The sequence below is a fragment of the Paraburkholderia xenovorans genome, from assembly GCF_046030735.1.
Lineage (GTDB): Bacteria > Pseudomonadota > Gammaproteobacteria > Burkholderiales > Burkholderiaceae > Paraburkholderia > Paraburkholderia xenovorans_A.
In genome coordinates this window covers 104,366-126,604 of record NZ_JAQQBV010000019.1, presented here as the reverse complement: position 1 = coordinate 126,604, position 22,239 = coordinate 104,366, and the positions used below count along the sequence as shown (strand labels likewise).

Annotated in this window: 19 protein-coding genes; 11 read left to right on the top strand and 8 right to left on the bottom strand. The window is 63.7% G+C overall.

The genetic code is table 11. From position 1 onward, the window contains the following. Positions 1 to 239 precede the first annotated feature (239 nt). Complete coding sequence (locus PQQ51_RS20070; RefSeq protein ID WP_408498559.1) at positions 240 to 620, top strand: response regulator; 381 nt, start codon at positions 240 to 242, stop codon at positions 618 to 620. Positions 621 to 761: 141 nt separating this feature from the next. On the opposite strand, the gene PQQ51_RS20065 is transcribed toward PQQ51_RS20070, so the two are convergent. The 3 genes from PQQ51_RS20065 to PQQ51_RS20055 form a co-directional block, all read right to left on the bottom strand. Continuing rightward, on the bottom strand, positions 762 to 1,610 hold the full coding sequence (locus PQQ51_RS20065; RefSeq protein ID WP_408498558.1) for an HTD2 family dehydratase: 849 nt from the start codon (positions 1,608 to 1,610) through the stop codon (positions 762 to 764). A gap of 118 nt (positions 1,611 to 1,728) precedes the next feature. Then, on the bottom strand, positions 1,729 to 2,079 hold the full coding sequence (locus PQQ51_RS20060; RefSeq protein WP_408498557.1) for an STY0301 family protein: 351 nt from the start codon (positions 2,077 to 2,079) through the stop codon (positions 1,729 to 1,731). Continuing rightward, positions 2,066 to 2,356 carry a BPSL0067 family protein gene (locus PQQ51_RS20055; protein ID WP_408498556.1) on the bottom strand — a complete coding sequence of 97 codons (291 nt, stop codon included), beginning with the start codon at positions 2,354 to 2,356 and terminating at the stop codon, positions 2,066 to 2,068. The genes PQQ51_RS20060 and PQQ51_RS20055 overlap by 14 nt, the downstream gene beginning before the upstream one ends. Before the next feature lie 304 nt (positions 2,357 to 2,660). Between PQQ51_RS20055 and PQQ51_RS20050 the strand changes: the two genes are divergently transcribed. Together PQQ51_RS20050 and PQQ51_RS20045 are read left to right on the top strand one after the other, a co-directional pair. Further along, positions 2,661 to 3,443, top strand: a complete 783-nt coding sequence (locus tag PQQ51_RS20050) for a 2OG-Fe(II) oxygenase (RefSeq protein WP_408498555.1) — start codon at positions 2,661 to 2,663, stop codon at positions 3,441 to 3,443. Positions 3,444 to 3,522: 79 nt separating this feature from the next. Beyond that, positions 3,523 to 3,819 carry a hypothetical protein gene (locus tag PQQ51_RS20045; RefSeq protein ID WP_408498554.1) on the top strand — a complete coding sequence of 99 codons (297 nt, stop codon included), beginning with the start codon at positions 3,523 to 3,525 and terminating at the stop codon, positions 3,817 to 3,819. Between the two features lie 237 nt (positions 3,820 to 4,056). On the opposite strand, the gene PQQ51_RS20040 is transcribed toward PQQ51_RS20045, so the two are convergent. Both PQQ51_RS20040 and PQQ51_RS20035 read right to left on the bottom strand, forming a co-directional pair. Continuing rightward, positions 4,057 to 5,469, bottom strand: coding sequence for an HdeD family acid-resistance protein (locus tag PQQ51_RS20040; RefSeq protein ID WP_408498553.1), 1,413 nt, complete (start codon positions 5,467 to 5,469; stop codon positions 4,057 to 4,059). Positions 5,470 to 5,620: 151 nt separating this feature from the next. Further along, positions 5,621 to 6,553: a recombination-associated protein RdgC gene (locus PQQ51_RS20035; protein WP_408498552.1), complete on the bottom strand. Its 933-nt coding sequence runs from the start codon at positions 6,551 to 6,553 to the stop codon at positions 5,621 to 5,623. Positions 6,554 to 6,834: 281 nt separating this feature from the next. Here PQQ51_RS20035 and PQQ51_RS20030 point away from each other — a divergent pair, with 281 nt between their 5' ends. The 5 genes from PQQ51_RS20030 to PQQ51_RS20010 all read left to right on the top strand — a co-directional run bounded on the left by PQQ51_RS20030 (position 6,835) and on the right by PQQ51_RS20010 (position 12,350). After that, a complete protein-coding gene (locus PQQ51_RS20030; RefSeq protein ID WP_408498551.1) occupies positions 6,835 to 7,179 on the top strand; it encodes a hypothetical protein in 345 nt (114 codons plus the stop codon). A 322-nt stretch (positions 7,180 to 7,501) separates the two neighbouring features. Continuing rightward, a complete protein-coding gene (locus PQQ51_RS20025) occupies positions 7,502 to 8,770 on the top strand; it encodes an O-antigen ligase family protein (protein WP_408498550.1) in 1,269 nt (422 codons plus the stop codon). Positions 8,771 to 8,830: 60 nt separating this feature from the next. Continuing rightward, positions 8,831 to 9,838, top strand: a complete 1,008-nt coding sequence (locus tag PQQ51_RS20020; RefSeq protein ID WP_408498549.1) for a glycosyltransferase family 2 protein — start codon at positions 8,831 to 8,833, stop codon at positions 9,836 to 9,838. Positions 9,839 to 10,191: 353 nt separating this feature from the next. Then, positions 10,192 to 11,223, top strand: a complete 1,032-nt coding sequence (gene waaC / locus PQQ51_RS20015) for a lipopolysaccharide heptosyltransferase I (protein WP_408498548.1) — start codon at positions 10,192 to 10,194, stop codon at positions 11,221 to 11,223. After that, entirely contained in the window at positions 11,220 to 12,350 is a 1,131-nt protein-coding gene (locus tag PQQ51_RS20010) for a glycosyltransferase family 4 protein (protein ID WP_408498547.1), read from the top strand. Before waaC ends, PQQ51_RS20010 begins: the two co-directional genes overlap by 4 nt. 111 nt (positions 12,351 to 12,461) lie before the next feature. Here the strand turns inward: PQQ51_RS20010 and PQQ51_RS20005 are convergent, their stop codons facing one another. Then, positions 12,462 to 13,535: a glycosyltransferase family 4 protein gene (locus PQQ51_RS20005; protein WP_408498546.1), complete on the bottom strand. Its 1,074-nt coding sequence runs from the start codon at positions 13,533 to 13,535 to the stop codon at positions 12,462 to 12,464. A 124-nt stretch (positions 13,536 to 13,659) separates the two neighbouring features. Continuing rightward, positions 13,660 to 15,453: a lipid A export permease/ATP-binding protein MsbA gene (msbA, locus tag PQQ51_RS20000; RefSeq protein ID WP_408498545.1), complete on the bottom strand. Its 1,794-nt coding sequence runs from the start codon at positions 15,451 to 15,453 to the stop codon at positions 13,660 to 13,662. Positions 15,454 to 15,716: 263 nt separating this feature from the next. Here msbA and PQQ51_RS19995 point away from each other — a divergent pair, with 263 nt between their 5' ends. Then, positions 15,717 to 16,478 carry a glycosyltransferase family 2 protein gene (locus tag PQQ51_RS19995; RefSeq protein WP_408498544.1) on the top strand — a complete coding sequence of 254 codons (762 nt, stop codon included), beginning with the start codon at positions 15,717 to 15,719 and terminating at the stop codon, positions 16,476 to 16,478. A gap of 56 nt (positions 16,479 to 16,534) precedes the next feature. On the opposite strand, the gene dnaE is transcribed toward PQQ51_RS19995, so the two are convergent. Next, positions 16,535 to 20,110: a DNA polymerase III subunit alpha gene (dnaE, locus tag PQQ51_RS19990; RefSeq protein ID WP_408498543.1), complete on the bottom strand. Its 3,576-nt coding sequence runs from the start codon at positions 20,108 to 20,110 to the stop codon at positions 16,535 to 16,537. Positions 20,111 to 20,458: 348 nt separating this feature from the next. Here dnaE and PQQ51_RS19985 point away from each other — a divergent pair, with 348 nt between their 5' ends. Together PQQ51_RS19985 and gluQRS are read left to right on the top strand one after the other, a co-directional pair. After that, complete coding sequence (locus PQQ51_RS19985) at positions 20,459 to 21,322, top strand: sulfurtransferase (protein ID WP_408498542.1); 864 nt, start codon at positions 20,459 to 20,461, stop codon at positions 21,320 to 21,322. A gap of 19 nt (positions 21,323 to 21,341) precedes the next feature. After that, on the top strand, positions 21,342 to 22,226 hold the full coding sequence (gluQRS, locus tag PQQ51_RS19980) for a tRNA glutamyl-Q(34) synthetase GluQRS (protein ID WP_408498541.1): 885 nt from the start codon (positions 21,342 to 21,344) through the stop codon (positions 22,224 to 22,226). Positions 22,227 to 22,239: the final 13 nt, after the last annotated feature.

Genomic DNA, 22,239 nt, shown 5'->3' with positions numbered 1-22,239 from the left:
CGTTTCTTATTGGAAATAACGGTGCGGCCGGCGTTGCCGATCCGCGTCGTTGTGGACCGGCGGCCTCTTTGCGAACACGAACCAGCGCGTGTACAGGCTTTTAACCATTGGCATATATCGTGCTTGATGAAGCCGCTTCGACGGCGCAGCGCCGCTACCCGCGCGCGCCGTCTCCAGTCGCAACGGGCGCGTCCAGCGCCCCTCCCGCTGGCAATCCAACATCTTCAGGCATAAGCACTATGAGTCGCGTTTTACTGGTCGACGACCAACCCGAGACATTGTCCGCACTGCGCGCCGTGCTGGTGGGCCGCGGTTACACGGTCGCCACGGCTGCGGACGGCGCCGAAGCATTCGAACGGCTGCAACGCACGCGCGTCAGCGCCGTGGTGTGCGATTGGCGCATGCCCAATATGGACGGCGCCGAATTGATCGAATCGATGCGCTCGAGCAGCGAACTGGCTTCAGTGCCGGTGATTCTGACGAGTGGCAGCGGCGACTCCCCCATCCTTCCGGTGAAGGGCTCGGTGAAAGGGTTTCTGCGCAAGCCGTTTGCGCTGGACAAACTGCTCAGCTTGCTGGCTGAGTGCGAAGGCGGCCACGCGGCGCCGGCTGCCTGCTGAACGTATTTCCGCTAGCGGCAACGAACGAACGCGTCGAGATCTCGAAGTCCGCACAGAAGCTGGGCACGAACGCCAATCGTTTGCGCGCTTGTGAAGCATCTGCTCCATTTCGTCGCAACGCTCTTGCGCGCGCCCCGACGTTCACGCAAGCGCCGCTGTCGCGCGCATGGTCAGATAGCCTTCGTGGTCTTTGGCCCACAGGTCGACGCTCTTGCCGTCCGCCGAAGGTCGGCCGCAGACGGTAAAAGGCCGGCCGGCGAAAGTCGGACGCAGCGCCTTGAACGCGAAGCTTTGCAGCGTCGCGCCGGGTTGCTCGCGGCGCAGCAGATCGGCCAGCAGCGTCGCGATCAGCGGACCGTGCACGACCAGACCCGGATAGCCTTCGACCTCGGTCACATACGGATGGTCGTAATGAATGCGGTGGCTGTTGAAGGTCAGCGCCGAGTAGCGAAATAGCAGCACGGGGTCGGCGTCGATCGTGCGCCGCCATGTTTCACCTTCCGGCGCGAGCGCCGGTTGCGACGCTCGCGCGCCCTCCAGCGGCGCATCGCGATAGACAATGTCGTGCTCCTCTTCGAGCCTCAACTCTCCATCCACCTCGATCGCATGCTGAACGGTGACGAATACGAGACGCCCTGAACGTCCGGTCTTGTCTTCGATATTGACGATGGTCGACGTGCGCGTGGCGCGCTCACCGACTTCGAGCGGCGCGTGAAACGTAAGGCGACCGCCCGCCCACATGCGACGCGGCAGCGGCACTGGCGGCAGAAACTCGCCACGCTTTGGATGGCCGTCCGGCCCGGACTCGGACAGCGTGGCAACTGGCAGGAAGTACAGCCAGTGCCACAGCGGGGGTATCGTGCGGCTGTCCGCGTCCTCGTCGCGATCGAGCGTGGCGGCCAGCGCGCTCAGCGGGAAGGCCGTGATGTCGTCTCGCATCACCGATTCCCTGAAGAGCCAGTCGTCGAGTTTCTGCGGGAGGTTGGACATGGGTGAAGTCGCTCAAGGTTCGGGTAGGGCACTACTATGAAGCAGCGCACGGATTCCGCGCGAAGTTCGCAGCACAGAAGCGGAAAGTAATCTATACGACTGCACATCCAATTCATCGCTACTTGCAACTCAGATGAGCGGAACCGGACTTGTCGATCAGGTAGCTACAGGTATCGGCTCGACTTTTGAGGACAATCTCACGCGTCTGTCCATCTGCGTAACCGCACTGGACAGAAACCACGCGGCGGCTGTCATACACGTAACCCAGTGCCCAGGTTCCATGGTGCATGTCACCACTATCGGCTATCAGCGAAGCGCCGTCCGCGGGCGGCCCATCAAACACCTGCACGTTTGTCTGACGCGCTCCAGGTACTGCGGGACAGGTTATTTCCAACGGGATTGTCGCATCGGCATAGGCGAGAACCGGCAAGATGGCAATTAGCGCTGCGCCGGCCTTACTCCACCACATAAAAAAAGTTGCCGTTGTTGACAGAAGTGGGGGAATTCCAACGTAGTGTGCGCTCGCCGATGCCTTTGATTGGAGTGTCATATTGGTCCCATACGACGATGCCGTTTGCCGCCTCTCTGACGTAAATTGCCGCGTGTCCGTAAAACTTTCCGCTGTCGCTAAAGGTCGCGATAACCGTCCCTTCACGGACAAATCGGTTTCCCTTAACGGCGGCCCCTTTTTTCCAGGCCGCAACTGCGACTGGCAACGAAGGGCATACCACTGTTACATAAGCCACGCAGCCGCCACGTCAGTACTCACGTAGCTCACTCTATTAATCCTCCTCATCTTTTTTGGCAGTGACATGCATCGACCGTGCTTAACCATACACGCGCCCTAGCCACTGCTGACTTAGGAGACTTCTGCTAGATCAACGTGATTTACCGCAGCAACCAATCGGCTTGCACTGACCAAGGCGTGCGAGCACAACGGCTGGAGCGACTCAGAGGCCATCGAATTGCACAGCAAGAGTCGGAGTGCGGACCACGAGGCGCGCACTTAAACTGCGTCATCGCTCGAACATAGCCTGACGGAGAAGCTCCATGAACACGCTTGAAAAACCTCGCGATCCAACCTCGCCACAACTCTTGAACAAACCTCCCGCCGATGCGAACACCGTGCCGCTTTCACGGCGCATCGACGCAATCGAATGGTTCGACGTCGAAGAAACGCTGAACAGCTATGGTTCTTCAATGCTGCCCAAGCTGCTGAACGCGCACGAATGCGACGCGCTCGCCGCGCTTTATCCACGTGACGATCTGTACCGCAGTCGCGTCGTGATGGCGCGGCATGGCTTCGGTCGCGGCGAGTACAAGTATTTCGCGTATCCATTGCCGCCGCTCGTCGCCGAGATACGCGCGCAGCTCTATCCGCATCTGGTGCCGATCGCCAATCGCTGGAACGACGCGATGGGTGTCGACGTCCGATATCCAACCAGCCACGCCGGGTTCGTCGAGCGCTGTCACGCTGCCGGCCAGACGCGCCCGACGCCGCTACTGCTCCAGTACGCCATCGACGACTACAACTGCCTGCATCAGGATCTCTACGGCGAACATGTGTTTCCGTTGCAGATCGCGATTCTGTTGTCGGAACCGGGCAAGGACTTCACGGGCGGCGAATTCGTAATGACCGAGCAGCGCCCGCGAATGCAGTCGCGGACCGAAGTGGTGCCGCTCGGCAAGGGCGACGCCGTGGTGTTCGCGGTTCATCACCGGCCGGTGCAAGGCACGCGCGGCACTTATCGCGTGAATCTGCGGCACGGCGTGAGCCGCCTCCGCTCGGGGCGGCGGCATACGCTAGGCGTGATCTTCCACGACGCAAGCTGAGCGCCGCCGTCGTTGACCGCCTGCTAGCGGCGGACCCGGGACTCGTCCGATTCCACACTGCGCTGCGCGTCGCGCTTGCGTGCCTGCTAACCGGCATCGCCAGAGTTTCCGGCGCGCGATTCATACGGTGACGCTGCGAGCGGCGCGTGTACTGCATGCGCCTCCGGTCGCAAATCTGTCGGCGCTGAACGAGGCGGTGCTCGCGCTCGAAGAACAGCCGGCGCTGCTGAATCGGCCGATGCCGCCGTCGGCAACACGGCATGTCGAGACGAAACTCACCGACGTGCTGATCGCGTTGCGCGATGGGGTGTGGCTCGGCGGCTCGGGTCGGGAGTTTAATTGGGTGCTGCGCGGACGAAAGATTCAGGGCTGGTGATCTCGACGATCAGAGGAAATTCGGGGTGCATATCGAACAGCGCATGAGATCGAACTCGCGTTGCCACAGTCGGCGAAGACGCCCGGCAAGCTTGAACGTTATCCCCAATTTTTGTTGACTAGCCTGTGCATAACTATCCAGCAACCTCGCCAAGCGCTTGATGCGCATACGATTTTCACCGGCACACCGAAGTTGGGCAGCCCCGGCAACGCTCGCATTCATCTGCGACGACAAATATCATTCGCGCACTGCCCCAGCCCCCGCGTCCGGTGAAGCACCCGGCGCCCTGCGCGCCTCATCGCGCCACTGCTGCCGCGAGCGCACCATTCTGCGCACGGCGAGCCGCGCCATCTTCACCCACCCCGACGGCCGCGGGTCGGCCAGCATACTGAGAGCACGCGCGTAGTCGAGCGTGAGGCCCGGCGTCCACGCCATCGTCGCCGCGCGTTTGCGCAGTTGCGCGGCGACCCACAACTCGGGCGTCGTCACCACGCGCAGAAACGGCCGCCAACCGCCGACGCTGCCCCACACGCGCGCCGACGCACCTTCGAGCGCCGCCTCGAGCGCGCGCGACACGCTGCTCGAACAATTCCGGTGCGTGAGGTTGTAGGTCGTGTTCTCACGATAGGTGTCCCAGAAACGGCGCAGTCGCACAGGGTCGTAATTGCGGATGCGCACCTGAACCGTCGACGGACACCACGCTTTCGATTCGGTCGGGTAATCCGGCTGGAACAGGCCGGGCACGTCATTCTCGGCGGTTGCGCGCAGGAGCCGCGCGAAATCGTCAGGTGAACGATCGATCTCGACACCCGGATACAAACTGATATACACGCCCTCCGGCGATTCGAGCGCGGCGTGTCCGGTCGAGATCACGCCGTTGCGATCCACCGCCGCGATATAGCGGTCGACGATCAACTGTCGGCGCGCCTCGCCTTTCGACGAGCCGACCGGCGTCCACACATGAACCGTCAGCGCCGCTTCGTCGGCGGCGGGCGGGCCGTCCCACACGACGGCCGCCGTGCGCCCCGCAGGGCTCGCGCTGGCGGCGGCGCCGGCCGCATTCGCGCCCGGATCGTCCGACGCTACCGCGGGGTTCGACGCAAGGCGACGCACCCGCGTGCTCAGCAGAATCATGTTCCAGCCGCCGAAGATCAATCCGAGGCCGAGACAATACGGGACGGTGCCCACGTAGTGGGTCGGATACGGCTGATAGAAGAAAATCGCCAGCGCGATCTCGACGCCGCCGCCGATCATCGCAAGCCGCCAGGTGCGGTAACGCACCACCTTCGCGGAGACGATCTGCAACAGGCCGTCGGCGAGAAAGAGCGAGCCGAAGATCATCGACAGAATGAAGTGGCCGTAATGATGGCCGGCAAGAATCAACGCGGCCGCCACGCAAAACGCGAAGCCCTTCACGTAGCGCAGCGTGCGTTGCCCGCCCATGCCGGTCCATGCGACCGCCAGCGTGGCGAGGCCTTCGAGCAGCAGCAACAGCGCAAACGGCGTGATCGGGAAGTAGAGCGCGCCGTCGAGCGCGTCGATGAACACCACCACGCCGAACAGCAGGCTCACCCAGCCGGCCAGTTGCAGCGAACGCCAGCGTGTGCGCAAATAGTCGACGCCCAACAGGATCATGACCAGACGAACCATCGCACACTCTCCGGGATTGATGCCGCGATCTGAGCGTCATCTTAACCACATTCGGAGAGCCGTCGGCCTGCACGCGGCGGCGGCCTTTCGCGCGAACCTCGGTGCCAGGGGCCGGCGCCTGAACCCCGCGCGCGACCCCGTTCGGCCCTGGTCAGGCCGCTGCGGCTTGGAGCATCGCGCTGCCCTGCATGCCCTGCTCACCACCCAGCGCATCGACGAGATCGCCCAGCATCCGGTCGAGCTCCGCGGTCATCAGCGTGACGTCCGAGTCGAAGCGCTCGTCGTCGTTCTGCGCGGTCGGGTCGCCGGCTTCCTTGATGACATCGAGCGGCGCGATGCGCTTGATCGTCAGCGACGGCGTCAGCACGAACGACACGCGATCGTTCCACGTCATCGCGAGCCGCATGCATTGCTTGCCGGCCTCGATATGGCGACGCATATCTTCGGCGTCCAAAGCATGGCCGACGTAGCGCACCGTTGCATTGCCTTCGGCAGGCGAGCGCAACTCGGTGTCCTGATCGAGCGTGAAGCCGGCCGGACCTTCACCGGACAGCAGCCATCCGGTCATCGCCGCAACCGGCGATTGGGTGACGCGTACGGTGCCGAGCGGCAACTGATCGATCGATTTCACCAGCAGCCCGCGCACTTCGTCGGCGATGGCCTGGGACGCCGCATCGATCACCAGCCAGCCGTTGCGCGTATCGATCCACACGCGCGTGTCGCGGCGAATGCTGAAGGCGCGCGGCAGCAGTTCGTCGGTGACCTGCTCCTTGAGCTCGCGCATCTGCTTGCGGCCGGGCTTGAAGCCCTGCTGTTCTTCGAGTTCGAGCGCGCGCGCCTTGGTCACCTGCGTGACGACCGACGCCGGCAACAGTTTCTTTTCGGCGCGAAACACCAGCAGCATCTGGCCGTTGAGCGTGTAGACCAGCGAATCGTTGTCGCGCGGCGACGCCCAGCCGTGGCTTTGCATCTCGACGCTGTTGCCGGGCGCGAACGCGTGCGGCGCGAGCCACTTCTGCATCTGTTCGGGGGTGACGGACCACGGAGCGGGAAGACGGTGCAACTGAAGGTTTTTGAACCACATGGGCGATGTTGTCGAATTCGGGCAAAGCGCAGCATTCTATCCGACGGGCAAAATCGGGCGGTTTGGGGTGATTGGACATAGCGATATGCGTCATGCGGTGCGATACACACCGTGCGCACCGTGCGCACCGTGGCCGCCTCGTCGAAAACTCGCGTCCGGAAGACCACCCAGGGGCGGCTCAAACAGCTCGTCGCAAACCAGCCCTAATGGTTTTGCCGAACCCGCCGCGCATGCCGATCGCCTAGACTTTGAACAGGCGCGCGCAACAGACGGAGGCGGCCATGCCCGACGAAACGGCACTTTGGCGGATAGTGGAGTACGAGGGCTTCGAAATTCACGTGACGCCTCGTCTGGCGCCCGATCCGACAGTTTCTCCGACCGACCCGCCCACCGGCACCAGGCTGTCGGCGGCGTCCGACAACCGTTACACCTACGTCGGATACGTGTGTCACCCGGGCGCCGACCCTCGCATTCCCGGCCACGCGGTGCCATTTCATGCGGATGGCGAAGAAAACTTCGCCGATCAGGAAGAAGCGCTCGATGAAGGGGTACACGTGGGTCGCAGCATCATTGAAGGGACGCACCCGGACCTGACGGTGTTGCCGCTGGTCACAGGCGGAGTCTAGCGGCGCGGCGAGCCACAGCACGGGCTGCGCGGCGCCTGGAAAGATACCGGAAGACAAAATGCCGCGGAGCAATGTTGCGGAACGCGCGGCTGGCGCACGCCGGATTTCGCCCCGTTGCACGGCCAACGCATCACGCGTTCGAGGTCGCGCGGCCCCGCTGGACGCCATTTCCGCCTCTCGCCGGGCCGACGGCCGATCGCGGTAATGGGTGTTGTCACACGGTTATAATCCGGGTCGCTCTGCTATCTTGAAAGAAAAACACTAAATCTCCGGCCGCCGCACCGGCAGGCCGGAACTTCATGCTCACTAGAATTCTCGGCCTATGATTTTTGCTCCCAGCCTGATCTGGTTAAGCACAGCTCTGCTGTTTCTCGCCCCCGCTGTGAACCTCGTGTGGCGTGGCGGCACTGGCTACTGTTTCTTCGCGCTCGTCGCGCTGGCGCTCGGCGCCGCGATCGCCAACCGGCGCCTGCCCGGCTTTTTCACCGCACTGCGGACCTATTCCTGGTTCACGACGGGCATGCTTGCGTTCGTCGTCGTGCTGATCGCGCAACAACTGCTGCTCGGCTACTGGATGCCGCGCCAGTTCGACTCGCTCGCACGCTTCGTCTTCGCGTTGCCGCTATTCCTGCTGCTGCGCCAGTTTCCGTCGCGCAATCTGCGCATGGTCGGCTGGGGTTGCGCGGCGGGCGCGTTCGGCGCCGGCGCCTGGGCGCTCGTGGATCAACTGCGCGGCGGCTGGACCGACGCCAGCCGTCTTAACAATTACTATACGAACGCGATTCCGTTCGGCGACACCGCGCTGCTGCTGGCGTTTCTCGCGATCTTCACGCTCGGCTGGGACGGCCCGCGCAACGGGTACGTGCTCACGCTCAAACTCCTCGCGCTAATAAGCGGCGGCTATGCGTCGTATCTGTCCGGCACGCGCGGCGGCTGGCTGGCCATCCCGATCTTCGTGATCCTGCTCGGCGGCCAGTTCCACTGGTTCGCGCACAAGAAGCGCCTGCTGGTCGCCGCGCTGGCGATCGTCGTCTGCGGCGCCGCGTTGCTGTCGACCGAACGCGTCGCGAATCGGGTCGAAGCGGTCACCGCCGACGTCACATCGCTGCGTCACGGCGACGACAACACGTCCGTCGGCCTGCGTCTCCAGTTGTGGCACGCGTCGTGGCGGCTGTTCACTGAACACCCGGTTTTTGGCGTCGGCAAGGGCAAACTGGTCGACGCGCTCGGCGACATGGCCGACCATGGCGAAGCCAAAGCCGAGATCGTCAACGAACGGGCGCACAGCGACTTCTTCTCGACGATCGCCGAAACCGGCGTGATCGGCACGCTGTGCCTGATCCTGCTGTACTTCGGCCTGTCGGTCTATTTCTGGCGCAACCGCGCTTCGGCCGACCCGGCGACCCGCGCCGCGGCTTGCTCGGGCCTTGCGGTATCGTTCAGCACGATCGTCTTCGGCCTGACGATCGACGTGCTCGTGCCGGTGATGGTGACAGCCCTGCTCGCACTGCTGAGCGCCACGTTTCTGGCGGTCATCGACGCGCGCAAGCGCGAGCTGCAACAGCCCGCGGGCGAGCAAGCCGGCCGGTAGCACGATTCGCGAACCGTCGGAAACGGCGGTTCATCGACGCCTTTCCCTTCTATGCGCACCATGAACAGCAGCGTTCCGACCCCTCCCTCTTCCGCCCAGGCGCAGCCGCCTGTTTCGATTCTGCTGATCGCTTACAACCAGCAAGGGATGATCGCGGACGCGGTACGCAGCGTGCTCGCGCAAACCTATACGCCGCTCGAAATCATCATTTCCGACGACGCCTCCCGCGACGGCACCTACGCCGCGATCGAAGCCGCGGTGCGCGACTACGCCGGCCCGCACCAGGTGATCACGCGCCGCAACACGGTCAACGAAGGGATCAGCGCGCATCTGTCACGCCTCGCCGCGATGGCGCGCGGGGAATTGCTATTCGTCGCCGCCGGCGACGACATGTCGGTGCCGACCCGCTGCGAACGGGTCGTCGACTACTGGCTCGAGCATGACCGGCGCCCGGATCTGATCGCCACCGACCTCGCCGACATGGACGAAGCCGGCAACGTGCACGAGCGGATGACGCCGACCGAACTCGACAATTACCGCAGCTTCGACGACTGGCTCGCACACAAGCCGTGGCTGGTCGGCGCGGCGCACACGTGGTCGCGCCGGCTGTTCGAGCGCTTCGGCCCGATGCTGCCCGGCTCCGCGGCGGAAGACCAGGTGATGACGTTTCGCGCGATCGTCTCGGGCGGCGCGCTGAGCCTGCGCGAGCCGCTCGTGCGCTACCGGCGTGGCGGTCTGTCGAGCAAGCGCCGCTATCGGAACACGGCTGAACTGGTGGCGCGCATGCGCCAGGGCAACGGCTTTGCGCTCGTGGAAACAGAACAGATCCAGCACGACGCCGACATTGCCGGTCTCGGCGACCGGATGCGCGCGGCGCTCGCACCGAAACTCGCGCGCGAGCAGTTCATCCAGTCGATGTTCAACGCGCGCGGCCTCGGCGAGCGCGTCGCGCTGCTGACGGGCAGCCGCGCCGTGAAGCTCGGACTGCGGCTCCGCATGTTCCTGTACACCACCTGCCCGGCCGTCTACGCGCCGTCGCTGTGGCTGAAACGGCTCAAGGGTCGTTGATACGACGAGGCGCACTTTCATGTGCACTTCCCTGCGCAAGGCCGCGGTTTTGCGCCCGAGCCCCGCGCAGCGGGGCTTAGCGGGCGTAAATGCGTCGCAAAATGCCGCTCCGGTATAATCGCGCGCTTACAGATTGATTCAATCGAAGCACCAGCCAACGCGATTGTTTCAATCGAAGCACCAGCCAACGCACCGGTGGGACCAGGTCCCGCCGATTGTTTCGCGAGGCGGCTCATCTGGACGCGGCGTGCCACGCCGCCCCGAGCTTTCCTATTCAAGAACTGGCGAAGCGGCGGCAAGCCTCATGCCCCCACAGAATATGCCGCCGCCGACCTGCCCCTAATACTGTGCTGATGAACAGAATCCTAATTGTCAAGGTCACGTCACTGGGTGACATCGTGCATGGCCAACCCGTCGTGGCGGATCTTCATCGCGCCTTTCCCGGCGTCAAGGTGGATTGGGCCGCGGATTCGGCATTCGCGGACATCCTGCGCTGGAATCCGGGTATCGACCGTGTTCTGTGCGCGCCGCTGCGTGGCTTCAAGAAGCGCCGCGGCCTTGACGATCTGAAGGCGATCGCGGCGTCGATCGGCGAGTTGCGTCAGGAGAAATACGACGCGGTGCTCGATCTGCATGGCGTGTACAAGAGCGCGATCATCGCGTTCCTCGCGCGCTCGCGCCGCCGCTACGGCTATCGCAAGGAGGATCTCGGCGAGACCGGCGCGGCGTTTGCCTATACCCGGCGCTACCTGCCGCGCGCCGATCTGAACGCATGGGACGGCTTGCGCACCACCGTCAGCCAGGTTTTCGGCTATCCGCTCGAAGGCGCGGCCGATTTCGGCCTGCGCATTCCGGCGCCGGCCGTCGCGCTCGACGCGGCGAAGCACGCGCCGTTTGCGTTGTTCTTCCACGCCACCTCGAACGACGAGAAGAAGTGGCCGGTCGGCCATTGGCGCAGCATCGGCCGCTCGCTGGTGGATAAAGGCATCACGCCGTTGCTGCCGTGGGGTTCGGAGGCCGAACATCAAGACGCCATCGCGATTGCCGAAGGCATTCCGGGCGCCGTCGTGCTGCCGCGCCTGAGCGTGGAAGCGGTCGCGCAGCATATCGACAGCGCGGCGCTGATCGTCGGTACGGACACGGGCTTCGTGCACCTCGCGAGCGCGCTGCTCAGGCCGACCGTAATGATTTTCACGGCGACCTCGCGCCCGCACTTCGGCATCGAGGTGCCGGGCGTGTCGACCTCCGTCGGCGACGAAGGTCGGCCGGCCTCGGTCGACGAAGTGCGCGAGGCTATCGCTACGGTTCTCAAGCGCCCCAAAGATCTGATCCAGAACGGCGCGCTCAACGAACCAACGGCGAGCCCGCACAGCGACGCACAATGAAAATTTTATTGACGAACTTCCATTCGGGGCGAGGCGGCGGTCACGTAACCTATGTGATCGCGATTGCCAAGGCACTCGCGCAACGCCATTCGATCTATATCGCGACGCCAGCCACCAGCACGCTGTACGCACAAGCCCGCGAATTGACCGACGTCACGCTGATCGCGAAAGACTTTCCGAGCAAGATCAACCAGTTGGGCAGCATGTGGCGCGCGGCGCGCGGCCTGCGCCAACTGCTCGCGCGCGAACAGATCGACATCGTGCACGTGAACGGTTCCGCGGACCATCGGCTGGTGATGCTCGCAACCGCCGGCCTCGGCCGCAAGAAGCCGCGGATCGTCTTCACGAAGCACAATTCGATTGCCGTCGGCCGCGGTTTCGCCAACAGGCTCCGCGCTCGCGTGGCCACGCATCATGTGATCGCGGTGTCCGATTTCACCGCGTCGATGCTGCGCGAGACGCCCTATCACCAGAGCGGCGTGACGGTGGTGAAGAACGGCGTCGATATTGCGCGCTTTTCGCCGCCCGATGCGGAAACGATGCGGCAACGGCGCCGCGAAATCGTCGGCGAGGAGAATGCCGGCAAGCTGATCATCGGCACCGTGACCGGCTTCGAATGGTACAAGGGCACCATGGATATCGTCGCCGCGGCCGCCGCGCTGCCCGCGGCGCTGCGCGAACAGGTCCATCTCGTTGTCGTGGGCCCGGAGCCCACCGCCGAACAATGGGCCGAGATCGACGCGCTCGACATGCGCGGCGCGATCACCGCGACAGGTCTGCAGGACGACGTGCGCAGCTATATCGCCGCGTTCGATCTCGGTTTCGTGCTGTCGTACGCGATCGAAACGGTGTCGTTCGCGTGCCGCGAAATGATGGCCATGGCCAAGCCGGTGATCGTCACGCGCTATGCAGGATTGCCGGAGAACATCGACGACGGTGTCGACGGCTGGATCGTCGAGCCTCAGGCGCCGAAGCGCCTGTCGGCGCGCCTGGCGGATATCGTGTCGCGGCGCGCGGAGGTCGAAGCAATGGGCCAGGTGGCGCGGCGCCGGGCAGACGCCGAATTCGGCGACCAGCATTTCATCGACGGAACCGAGGCGGTTTATCGGCGTCTTCTGAAGGCCTGAAGCGCTTCAGCGCGGCAAGCCGTTTGCCGCCCCGGGAGGGGAATCGCTTAGGCACCGCGTGCGGCGCTTCAGCCATAACCGTGCAACATGCACCCGGCTCGGCCCGTACGCTTATCTGCTCTGAAAAATCTGCGTTGCCAATCCCAGCAACGCATCGACGTGCTCCGCCACCCGCGCGTCATACAGAACCGCGCCGCGCGCCAGCGCGGACGGCAACGGCACCGGCCCGGCGAGCCGTTCGCCCACCGCGCGCTCGATGGTCGCCCGCAAGCCGGCGACATCGTCCGGCGCAAACACGAACTTCGCGTGCTCAGCAATCGCATCGCAACAGCCGATACTCGACGGGAAAATCACCGGCGTGCCGCACATCACCGATTCGACGCCGACGAGCCCAAACGGCTCGTACTTCGAAGCGAGGATCGTGAAATCGGCGGCGCGATAGGCCTCTTCGATGTCCTTCACATAGCCGACGTAACGCAAACGCTCCGAAGTTCGCTCAGGCGGGCGCCCCGCCACGGCGACCACCACCGGCAGCGTCGTGTCGAGCAAGGCCGCCTCGATCAACGGCAAACCCTTGCGCTCGTGGCTGCTCGACGGAAACAGCAGCACGATCTCGTGATCGGCGAAACCGAACTTGCGCCGCAGCAGCGCGCGCGCTTCGCTGTCCACCGGCGTGAAGCGCGCGCCGTCGACCGGCGGATAAAGCACGCGAATCTTCGCGTCGTCCACGCCATACAACTCGCGCAATTCGTCGCGCATCAGCTCCGAGTGCGCGACGATCACGCGTGCCGCCTCGTACTGACGACGCTCGAGCGCGATCTGCCAGCGGTCCGAACGCCGTTGCGCGCGCCCCGTGGCGCGCAGAAAGCCGAGATGCGTGCCGCCGCATATCGCGATTTCGGACGAATCGACCCGGTTGCAACCGATCAGCACATCGACCCGCGCCGCCCGGCGCGCGCTGCGCAAACGCCAGGAAAACCAGCCGTCGCGCCATTTGCCCGGCAGCAGCGACACGTTGATACGGTGCGGTTCGACCATCCTGCTTTCCGGCACTGACATATCGAAGCGGCGCGCAAAAAACACCGGCTCGATGCCGACTGCCGCGAAGCCGCCCACCAGATCCATCGCATAACGCTCGAGGCCGCCGCTATGTTTCAGCGCATTGCTGGAAAGTCCAATTTTCATGATTCAGGCGACGACGCGCGGGCAAACGTGAACAGACGGTGAAATGGCGTTATACGGCCGGAGAAACACGCCCACGCGTTCCTGTCCGTGCGCCATGCGGCACGGACAGTGAACCCGTGGAGAATCACGCCGCGGTCTGCTGGAACTGGATACGGTGCAGATGCGCGTACAGGCCGTTCTGCTCGAGCAGTTCGCGATGACTGCCGCTTTCGACGATACGCCCCGCCTCCATCACGAGAATACGGTTCGCGCGCTCGATCGTCGACAGGCGGTGCGCGATGACGAGCGTCGTTCGGCCCTTCATCAAAGTTTCCAGAGCAGACTGCACGTGACGCTCGGATTCGGAATCCAGCGCGGAGGTGGCTTCGTCGAGAATCAGGATCGGCGCGTCCTTGTAGATCGCTCGCGCGATGGCGAGGCGCTGGCGCTGACCGCCCGACAGCATCATGCCGTTGTCGCCGACCAGCGTTTCGATGCCGTTGGGCATCGCCTCGACGGTATCCCACAGGTTGGCCGCGCGCAGCGCCGCCTTGACCTTGTCCGGATCGGCCGTCTGGCCGTACGCGACATTGTTGGCGACCGTGTCGTTGAACAGCACCACGTCCTGGCTGACCATCGCGATCTGACTGCGCAGCGCCTGCAGGCCGTATTCCGGCAGCGCGACGCCGTCGACCAGAATCTCGCCGCTGGTCGGATCGAAGAAGCGCGGCAGCAGGTTCACGAGCGTGGTCTTGCCACTGCCCGACGGACCCGCCAGCGCAACCATCTCACCCGGCGCGACCTTGAACGACACGCGGTCGAGCGTTTGCCGGCTGTGTGTCGACGTGGCGCCGTAGTTGAACGACACGTCGCGGAACTCCACCGCGCCGTTCGCGCGATCGAGCGGCTTGCCGCCGCCGTCCGGCTCGGACGGCTCGTCGATCAGGCCGAAGATCAGTTCACACGCCGTCATCCCGCGCTGCAACGGCTGGTTGACGTCCATCAGATGCTTCAGCGGCGAGATGATCAACAGCATCGACGTGACGAACGCGACAAAGCCGCCCACCGTGGTCTGATCCGACGACGATTGCACCACCGCGATCGTGATCACCACCGCGAGCGCAATCGACGCGAGAAACTGCGTCAACGGTTGCGCGAGGCCGCCCGAGGCGGACACGCGCATCGCGTAGCCGCGCAGCCGCTTGCTCATCGTCTCGAAACGGTTCATTTCGTATTGCTGGCCGTTGTGAACCTTGACGACCTTATAACCGCCCACCGATTCCTCGACGATGTACGACAGTTGATTGGTCAGCAGTTGTTGCTCGCGATTCAGGCGCCGCAGCCGGCGGTTGATCTTGCCGACCAGCCAGCCGATCGCCGGCAGCAGCACCGCGACGATCAGCGTCAAACGCCAGTTCAGATAGAACAGATAGCCGAGCAGAAAAATCACCGTGAGCGAATCGCGCACCAGCGTGACCAGCACACTCAGCAGCACGTTCAGGATCTGGTTCACCTCGAAGACGATCGCGTTGATCACCGTGCTCGCGGTTTCGCGCTGAAAGAACGCGACACTCGTGTGGATCATGCGGCTGAACATCTTCAGGCGCAGTTCGAGCAGGATCTTGTTGGTCACATAGGCCAGCAGATACCCGGACGCGTATTGCGACAAGCTGCGCACCACGGCGAGGCCGATCACCGCGACCGGCACGAACCATTTGGCCTTGTCGTTGGCATGCGTGCCAAAGCCCTTGTCCAGCAAAGGCTTGAGCAACGCCGGGATGGCCGCGTCCGTAGCGGCGCTGACAGCCATGGCGACGATCGCGCCGAGGAGTATCCAGATCAGCGGTTTGATATACGGCCAAAGACGACTCATGACGGCCGCAGGTGACGATCCCTCACCGGAACCGATGGTTTTGCTTAACGTAGGCTTCGCGCTCAAGGAATCCTCTGGGAATGCGGCAGTAATCGCACACGGGACGGAAGGTCGGCCATGCGCAATATCAAAAAAAGCATTGTAAACGGTGACGGAGGCTGCGGGCGGTTACAGGGGCGTCAGAACAGGTCAGGTTGCTTCGCCGATACGCCCGCTGCGAACCCGCCGGTGAAGCGTGCCCTCTGTGCAAGCGGGTCATGCCGCTGTGCTGTGTATACTTGCGCGTCGCGATTTTCACCACCCTGCTTCATCTACACGCAACCCAGGCCATGCAAGAAACCACCCTCGGCGTCGCCATCATCACCAGAAACGCTGCGGCGCGACTGGCCGAATGCCTGCAAGCGGTTTCGTTCGCCGATCAGATCGTCGTGATCGACGGCGGCAGTACCGACGGCACCGCCGAAATCGCCCGCGCGCATGGTGCCCGGGTCATCGAAGAAACCGATTGGCCTGGTTTCGGGCCGCAAAAGAACCGCGCGGTGGATGCACTCGACACCGACTGGATTCTGTCGATCGACGCCGACGAAATCGTCTCGCCTCAACTGGCCTCGGCCATTCGCGTGGCGCTCGCCGCACCCACTGCGGACGTGTATGCGGTAGACCGGCTGTCGAGTTTTTGCGGCCACTGGATTCATCACAGCGGCTGGTATCCCGACTGGATTCCGCGCCTGTTCAAGCGTGGCGCCGCACGTTTCTCCGACGATCTCGTGCACGAGCGCCTGGTGTTCGACTCGCCGGCACAGCGCCTGAAAGGCAAGCTGATGCATTACTCGTACGAAGACTTCGAAAGCGTGGTGCGCAAGCTCGACGCGTATTCGAGTGCAGGGGCGCTGCAACGTCATGCGACGGGCAAGCCGGGAAGTTTCGGCAAGGCCGTATTACGCGGTCTGTGGGCGTTCGTGCGCACCTACCTGCTGCGGCGCGGTTTTCTCGACGGCCGCGCCGGTTTCATGATCGCGGTGTTCAACGCGGAAACCGTGTACTACCGGTTTCTGAAGCTCGCACGGCTGAACGAAAAAGCGCCGCGGTAGTTGCCGATGCGGCGTGCGGCCTGCGGCTTGTGTCATGAACGCAGGCCGCAAGGGCATCAATAAACGATTTCGATCGAGCTGCCGGCAAACTCGCCGCGCAATGCCGCAAGCAGTTCGTCGGTCGGCTTGACGCGCCATGCGTCGCCGAGACGCATTTCTCCTTGCGCGTTCTCGCTGCGGTACACCACTTGCACCGCGAGACCGTTCGGGATCTGCACGGCCTGGCGCTGACCGCCGCCGCCATAGCCGCCGCCGTTACGGCCGCCACCACCGCCACCATTCCCGCGCGCCGACGCCGCAGGCGCCGGCGCGGCTTGCGGCTCGTCCTTGCCCGCGCTGTGTGCTTCGAGCACACGCCGCAATGCCAGCGGGTCCGCGTTGCCGTTCATCTGCACCTTCACGGCTTCCGCGTAACGACAACGGGCGCGGCCGAGATCCATCACCGTATCGACGGTAAAGCGAATGCCGCCCGTGAACGCGTCGTTCCGCGCCTGACCTTGCACGACCAGCAGTTCGTCTTCCTTGAACAGTTGCTTGTGCGCTTCGAAAGTCTCGTTGAAAACGGTGACTTCGCACTGACCGGTGCCGTCGTCGAGCAGCGCGATCAGCATCTTGCCGCGCTGGGTCATCTGCGTGCGCAGCGAAGCGATCACGCCCGCGACCAGCTTGTCGCGCCCTTCCTTCAGTTCGCCGATCTTCTGACGCACGAAGCGCCGCACTTCGTTCTTATATGCATCGAACAGATGGCCCGACAGGTAGAAGCCGAGCGCGGCTTTTTCTTCCTGCAGTTTTTTCTTCTCCGGCCATTCCGCTTCGTCGACCAGTTCGTGACCTTGCGACGGCGCGTCGCCCATGTCGAACAGACCGGCCTGCATCGCATTGGCGCTAGCCTGCTCGGCGGCCTCCATGGCCAGCGAAACGGATGCGATCAGTTGGGCGCGATTCGCGTGCAGCGTATCGAACGCGCCGGCGCGGATCAATGCTTCCACCGTGCGGCGATTGACGATGCGGCGGTCGATCCGGTTGCAGAAATCGAAGATGTCGATGAACGGGCCTTCTTCGCGCGCGCGCAGGATTTCTTCGATCGCGTTCTGGCCGCTGCCCTTGATCGCGCCAAGGCCGTAGCGGATCGTTTTCGAGCGCTTGCCGTCCGGCTCCGCGACCGGCTCGAAGCGATACGCCGACTGATTGATGTCCGGCGGCAGCACGGCCATCTTGTTCGTCAGGCAATCTTCGAACAGGATCTTGACCTTGTCCGTATCGTCCATGGCGAGCGACATATTCGCCGCCATGAATTCCGCCGGATGGTGCGCCTTGAGCCACGCGGTGTAGTACGCGAGCAGCGCATAGGCGGCCGCGTGCGACTTGTTGAAGCCGTAGCCCGCGAACTTCTCCATCAAGTCGAAGATTTCGTCGGCCTTCTCGGCGGTCAACCCGTTCTTCGCGGCGCCCTGGCGGAACAGCTCGCGATGCTCGGCCATTTCCTCGGCCTTCTTCTTACCCATCGCGCGACGCAGCAAGTCGGCGCCGCCCAGCGAGTAGCCGCCGATGATCTGCGCCATCTGCATCACCTGCTCCTGGTAGACCATGATGCCGTAGGTCTCTTTCAGAACAGATTCGACGCGCGGATCCGGATACTCCACCACTTCGCGCCCGTGCTTACGCGCGCAGAAGCTCGGAATCAGGTCCATCGGGCCCGGACGATACAACGCGACGAGCGCGATGATGTCTTCGAAGCGGTCGGGCTGCGCGTCTTTCAGCATGCCCTGCATGCCGCGGCTTTCCAGCTGGAACACGGCGACCGTATTCGCTTTCTTCAGGATCGAGAACGACGCGGCGTCGTCAAGCGGCACCTGCGCGAGCGACCAGTCCTGCTTCGACGGATCGAGACGGCGGATATAGCGCTCGGCCCAGTCGAGAATCGTCAGCGTGGTCAGACCCAAAAAGTCGAACTTGACGAGGCCGACGGCTTCCACGTCGTCCTTGTCGTACTGACTCACCACGCCGCTTTCGTCGCCCTGCGTGTAGAGCGGGCAGAAATCGGTCAGCTTGCCGGGCGCGATCAGCACGCCGCCCGCGTGCATGCCGACGTTACGCGTGAGGCCTTCCACGCGCTGCGCGAGTTCGAGCAACTGGTGCACTTCGTCTTCGTTGTCGAAGCGCTCCTGCAGCAGCGGCTCTTCCTTCATCGCGTCGGCGATCGTGACGTGCTTGCCCGGCTTGAACGGGATCAGCTTCGCGATGCCGTCCGTGAACATATAGCCGAGATCGAGCACGCGGCCGATGTCGCGCACCGCCGCCTTCGCGGCCATCGTGCCGAAGGTGGCGATCTGCGATACCGCGTCGGCGCCGTACTTTTCCTTCACGTACTGAATCACACGGTCGCGGCCGTGCTGGCAGAAGTCGATGTCGAAGTCGGGCATCGACACCCGTTCCGGATTCAGGAACCGTTCGAACAGCAGGTTGTAGCGCAGCGGATCGAGGTCGGTCACGCCGAGCGCGTACGCCACCAGCGAGCCTGCGCCCGAACCCCGGCCCGGACCGACCGGCACGCCGTTGTTCTTCGCCCAGTTGATGAAGTCCGCCACGATCAGGAAGTAGCCCGGAAAACCCATCTTGATGATCGTGCCGCACTCGAATTCGAGACGCTCGTAGTACGTGGCACGCTGCGCCGCGCGCTCGGCCTCGTCCGGATACAACTGTTCGAGACGCTTTTCGAGCCCCTCTTTCGACAGATGCACGAGGTAGTCGTCGAGCGACATGCCGTCGGGCGTCGGAAAGAGCGGCAACTTCGGCTTGCCGAGTTCGAGCGTGAGGTTGCAGCGCTTGGCGATTTCGACCGAATTGGCGAGCGCCGACGGAATGTCCGCGAACAACGCGGCCATTTCGTCCTGAGTGCGGAAATACTGTTCGGCAGTGAAGCGCTTCGAGCGGCGCGGATTCGCCAGAATGTCGCCTTCGGAAATACACACACGCGCTTCGTGCGCGGTGAAGTCGTCCGGCGTCATGAACTGCATCGGGTGCGTGGCGACCACCGGCAGTTTCAACGACGCCGCGAGCGCCACCGCCTGCTGCACATATTGCTCGCCGCCCGGCTGCGCACAGCGTTGCAACTCGATATAGAAGCCGCCCGGAAACACCTTCGCCCAATGCAACGCGTTGCGTTTGGCCGCTTCTTCATTACCGGCGGCGAGCGCGAGCCCGACGTCGCCTTGCTGCGCGCCGGAAAGCGCGAGCAGACCTTCGCCCAGGCCGCTTTCGAGCCAACCGGCTTCGATTTCGGCCCGGCCGCGATACTGATTCGTGAGCGATGCCTTGCTGAGCAATTCGCAAAGATTCAGATAGCCGAGCCGGTTCTTGACCAGCAGCAGCAAACGCGAGGGCTTGTCGCGGTCGTCTGGATTGGTGATCCAGACATCGCAGCCGGCAATGGGTTTGACCCCTTTGCCGCGGGCTTCCTTGTAGAAACGGACGAGGCCGAATGCGTTACCGAGATCGGTGAGGGCGAGCGCGCCCTCACCGTCTTTGGCGGCGGCCTTGACGATGTCGTCGAGGCGCACGATGCCGTCGGCAATCGAGAATTCGGAGTGAACGCGGAGGTGAACGAAGCGTGGATCTGACATGGGCGACATTGTAACTCCACCATTCCGGAGTTTTCAGGCCAAAACCGCACGTTAGCCGTTCGGCTTGGGACGCAAGCGTCGAGGCGCCGTGCGGCCGGCTTATCCGGCCGCAGGCGATGCCGGGCCCACGCCAGAACACGAATACGATGCGGCACACGCGACCCAGATTTGCACGCGCTTTGCGCTATCGCAACGACCTGGCCATTCGGCCGGGTCGGAGGAAAGACCGTCTTGAGGGATAATACGGGTTTCGCCCTGTTCGACGCGGCCACGCCGCATGGAATCCGAATGCGGGTCGCACGATGCGCCCTCTTTCGCTGCCACCTGCCGCCCGCCGCTTCTCACCGCTGGACACACATGAGTATCGTCAATCTCGCCGCGTATCATTTCGCGACCATCGAAGACACCGCCGCATGGCGCCCGCTCGTCACTGAGCGCTGCGATTCGCTCCGCCTGCGCGGCACCGTTCTGCTGGCGCCGGAAGGCATCAACCTGTTCGTCGCCGGCACGCGTGAAGCCGCGGATGCCTTCATCCACTACATCCGTCACGATCCGCTGTTCGAGGGCAAGTTCGCGACCTTGCAGTTCAAGGAAAGCCTGTCGGAAAAGCAGCCGTTTCGCCGCATGCTGGTCAAGCTCAAGCGCGAGATCATCACGATGAAAAAGCCGGCCATCCGGCCCGAGCTCGGCCGCGCGCCATTCGTCGATGCACCCACGCTGAAAAACTGGCTCGACCGCGGCCATGACGACGAAGGCCGGCCGGTCGTGATGCTCGACACCCGCAATGCATTCGAAGTCGACGTCGGCACGTTCGAGAACGCGCTCGATTACCGCATTACGAAATTCAGCGAGTTTCCCGAAGTGATCGAGCAGAATCGCGCCGATCTCGAAGGCAAGACGGTGGTGTCGTTCTGCACGGGTGGAATTCGGTGCGAGAAGGCGGCGATCCACATGAAGGAAGTCGGCATCGAGAACGTCTATCAGCTCGAAGGCGGCATCCTGAAGTATTTCGAGGAAGTGGGCGGCGCGCACTATCAGGGCGACTGCTTCGTGTTCGATTACCGCACGGCGCTCAATCCGCAGCTCGAACCCACCGCCACCGTGACCTGCTTCGGCTGCCGCGCGGTGGTCACGCCGGAACAGCAGCAATCGCCGCTGTATGTGGCGGGCAAGACCTGTCCGGCATGCCATCCGGACGCCAAGGCCGCACGCGCCGCGTGATCGCGGCCGTTTCAGGCTCATGACCTATCGCGGACGCTTCGCGCCGTCGCCTACCGGGCCGCTCCATTTCGGCTCGCTGGTGAGCGCGCTCGCAAGCTGGCTGGACGCGCGCGCGCATCGTGGAAGCTGGCTCGTGCGCATCGAGGATATCGATGGACCGCGCACCATCCCTGGCGCGGCTGAGGACATCCTCGCGACCCTTGAGCGTTTCGGCATGCACGCGGACGAACCGCCTCTCTGGCAAAGCCGCCGCACTGCGCGTTACAGGCAGGCGCTGGAACAGTTGCAGGCTGGCGGCCTCGTCTATCCGTGCGGCTGCACGCGCAAGGAAATCGCCGATTCGCTGCTGCATGCGCACGCGCGCAACACAACGCTCGCGTATCCCGGCACCTGCCGCAGCGGTCTGCATGGCAAACCCGCGCGAGCGTGGCGATTGCGCGTGCCAGACGGCGACGCCGCCGCGATCACGTTCGAAGACCGTTGGCAGGGGCCGCAAACGCAAAATCTGGCGACCGAAGTCGGCGACTTCGTACTGAGGCGCGCGGACGATCAATGGGCGTATCAACTGGCGGTGGTGGTCGACGATGCGGACGCGGGCATCACCCATATCGTGCGAGGCGCGGATCTGATGGATTCGACCGCGCGGCAGATTTATCTGCAGCGTTGCCTCGGTGTGCCGACACCGGCGTACCTGCACGTGCCTGTCGTGACGAACGAGCGGGGCGAAAAGCTCAGCAAGCAGAATGGCGCAAAGGCGCTGAATACCGGCGAGCCGCTGGCTGCGCTGAGCGCGGCAGCAAGGCATCTGGGACTCGAGTTGAACACGGCGGCAGAACAGCCGACGTTAGAAAGCTTTTACGCCGCCGCAACGGCAGCGTGGGCAACACAGATGGGCGTGCGCTAACGCACGCCACCGG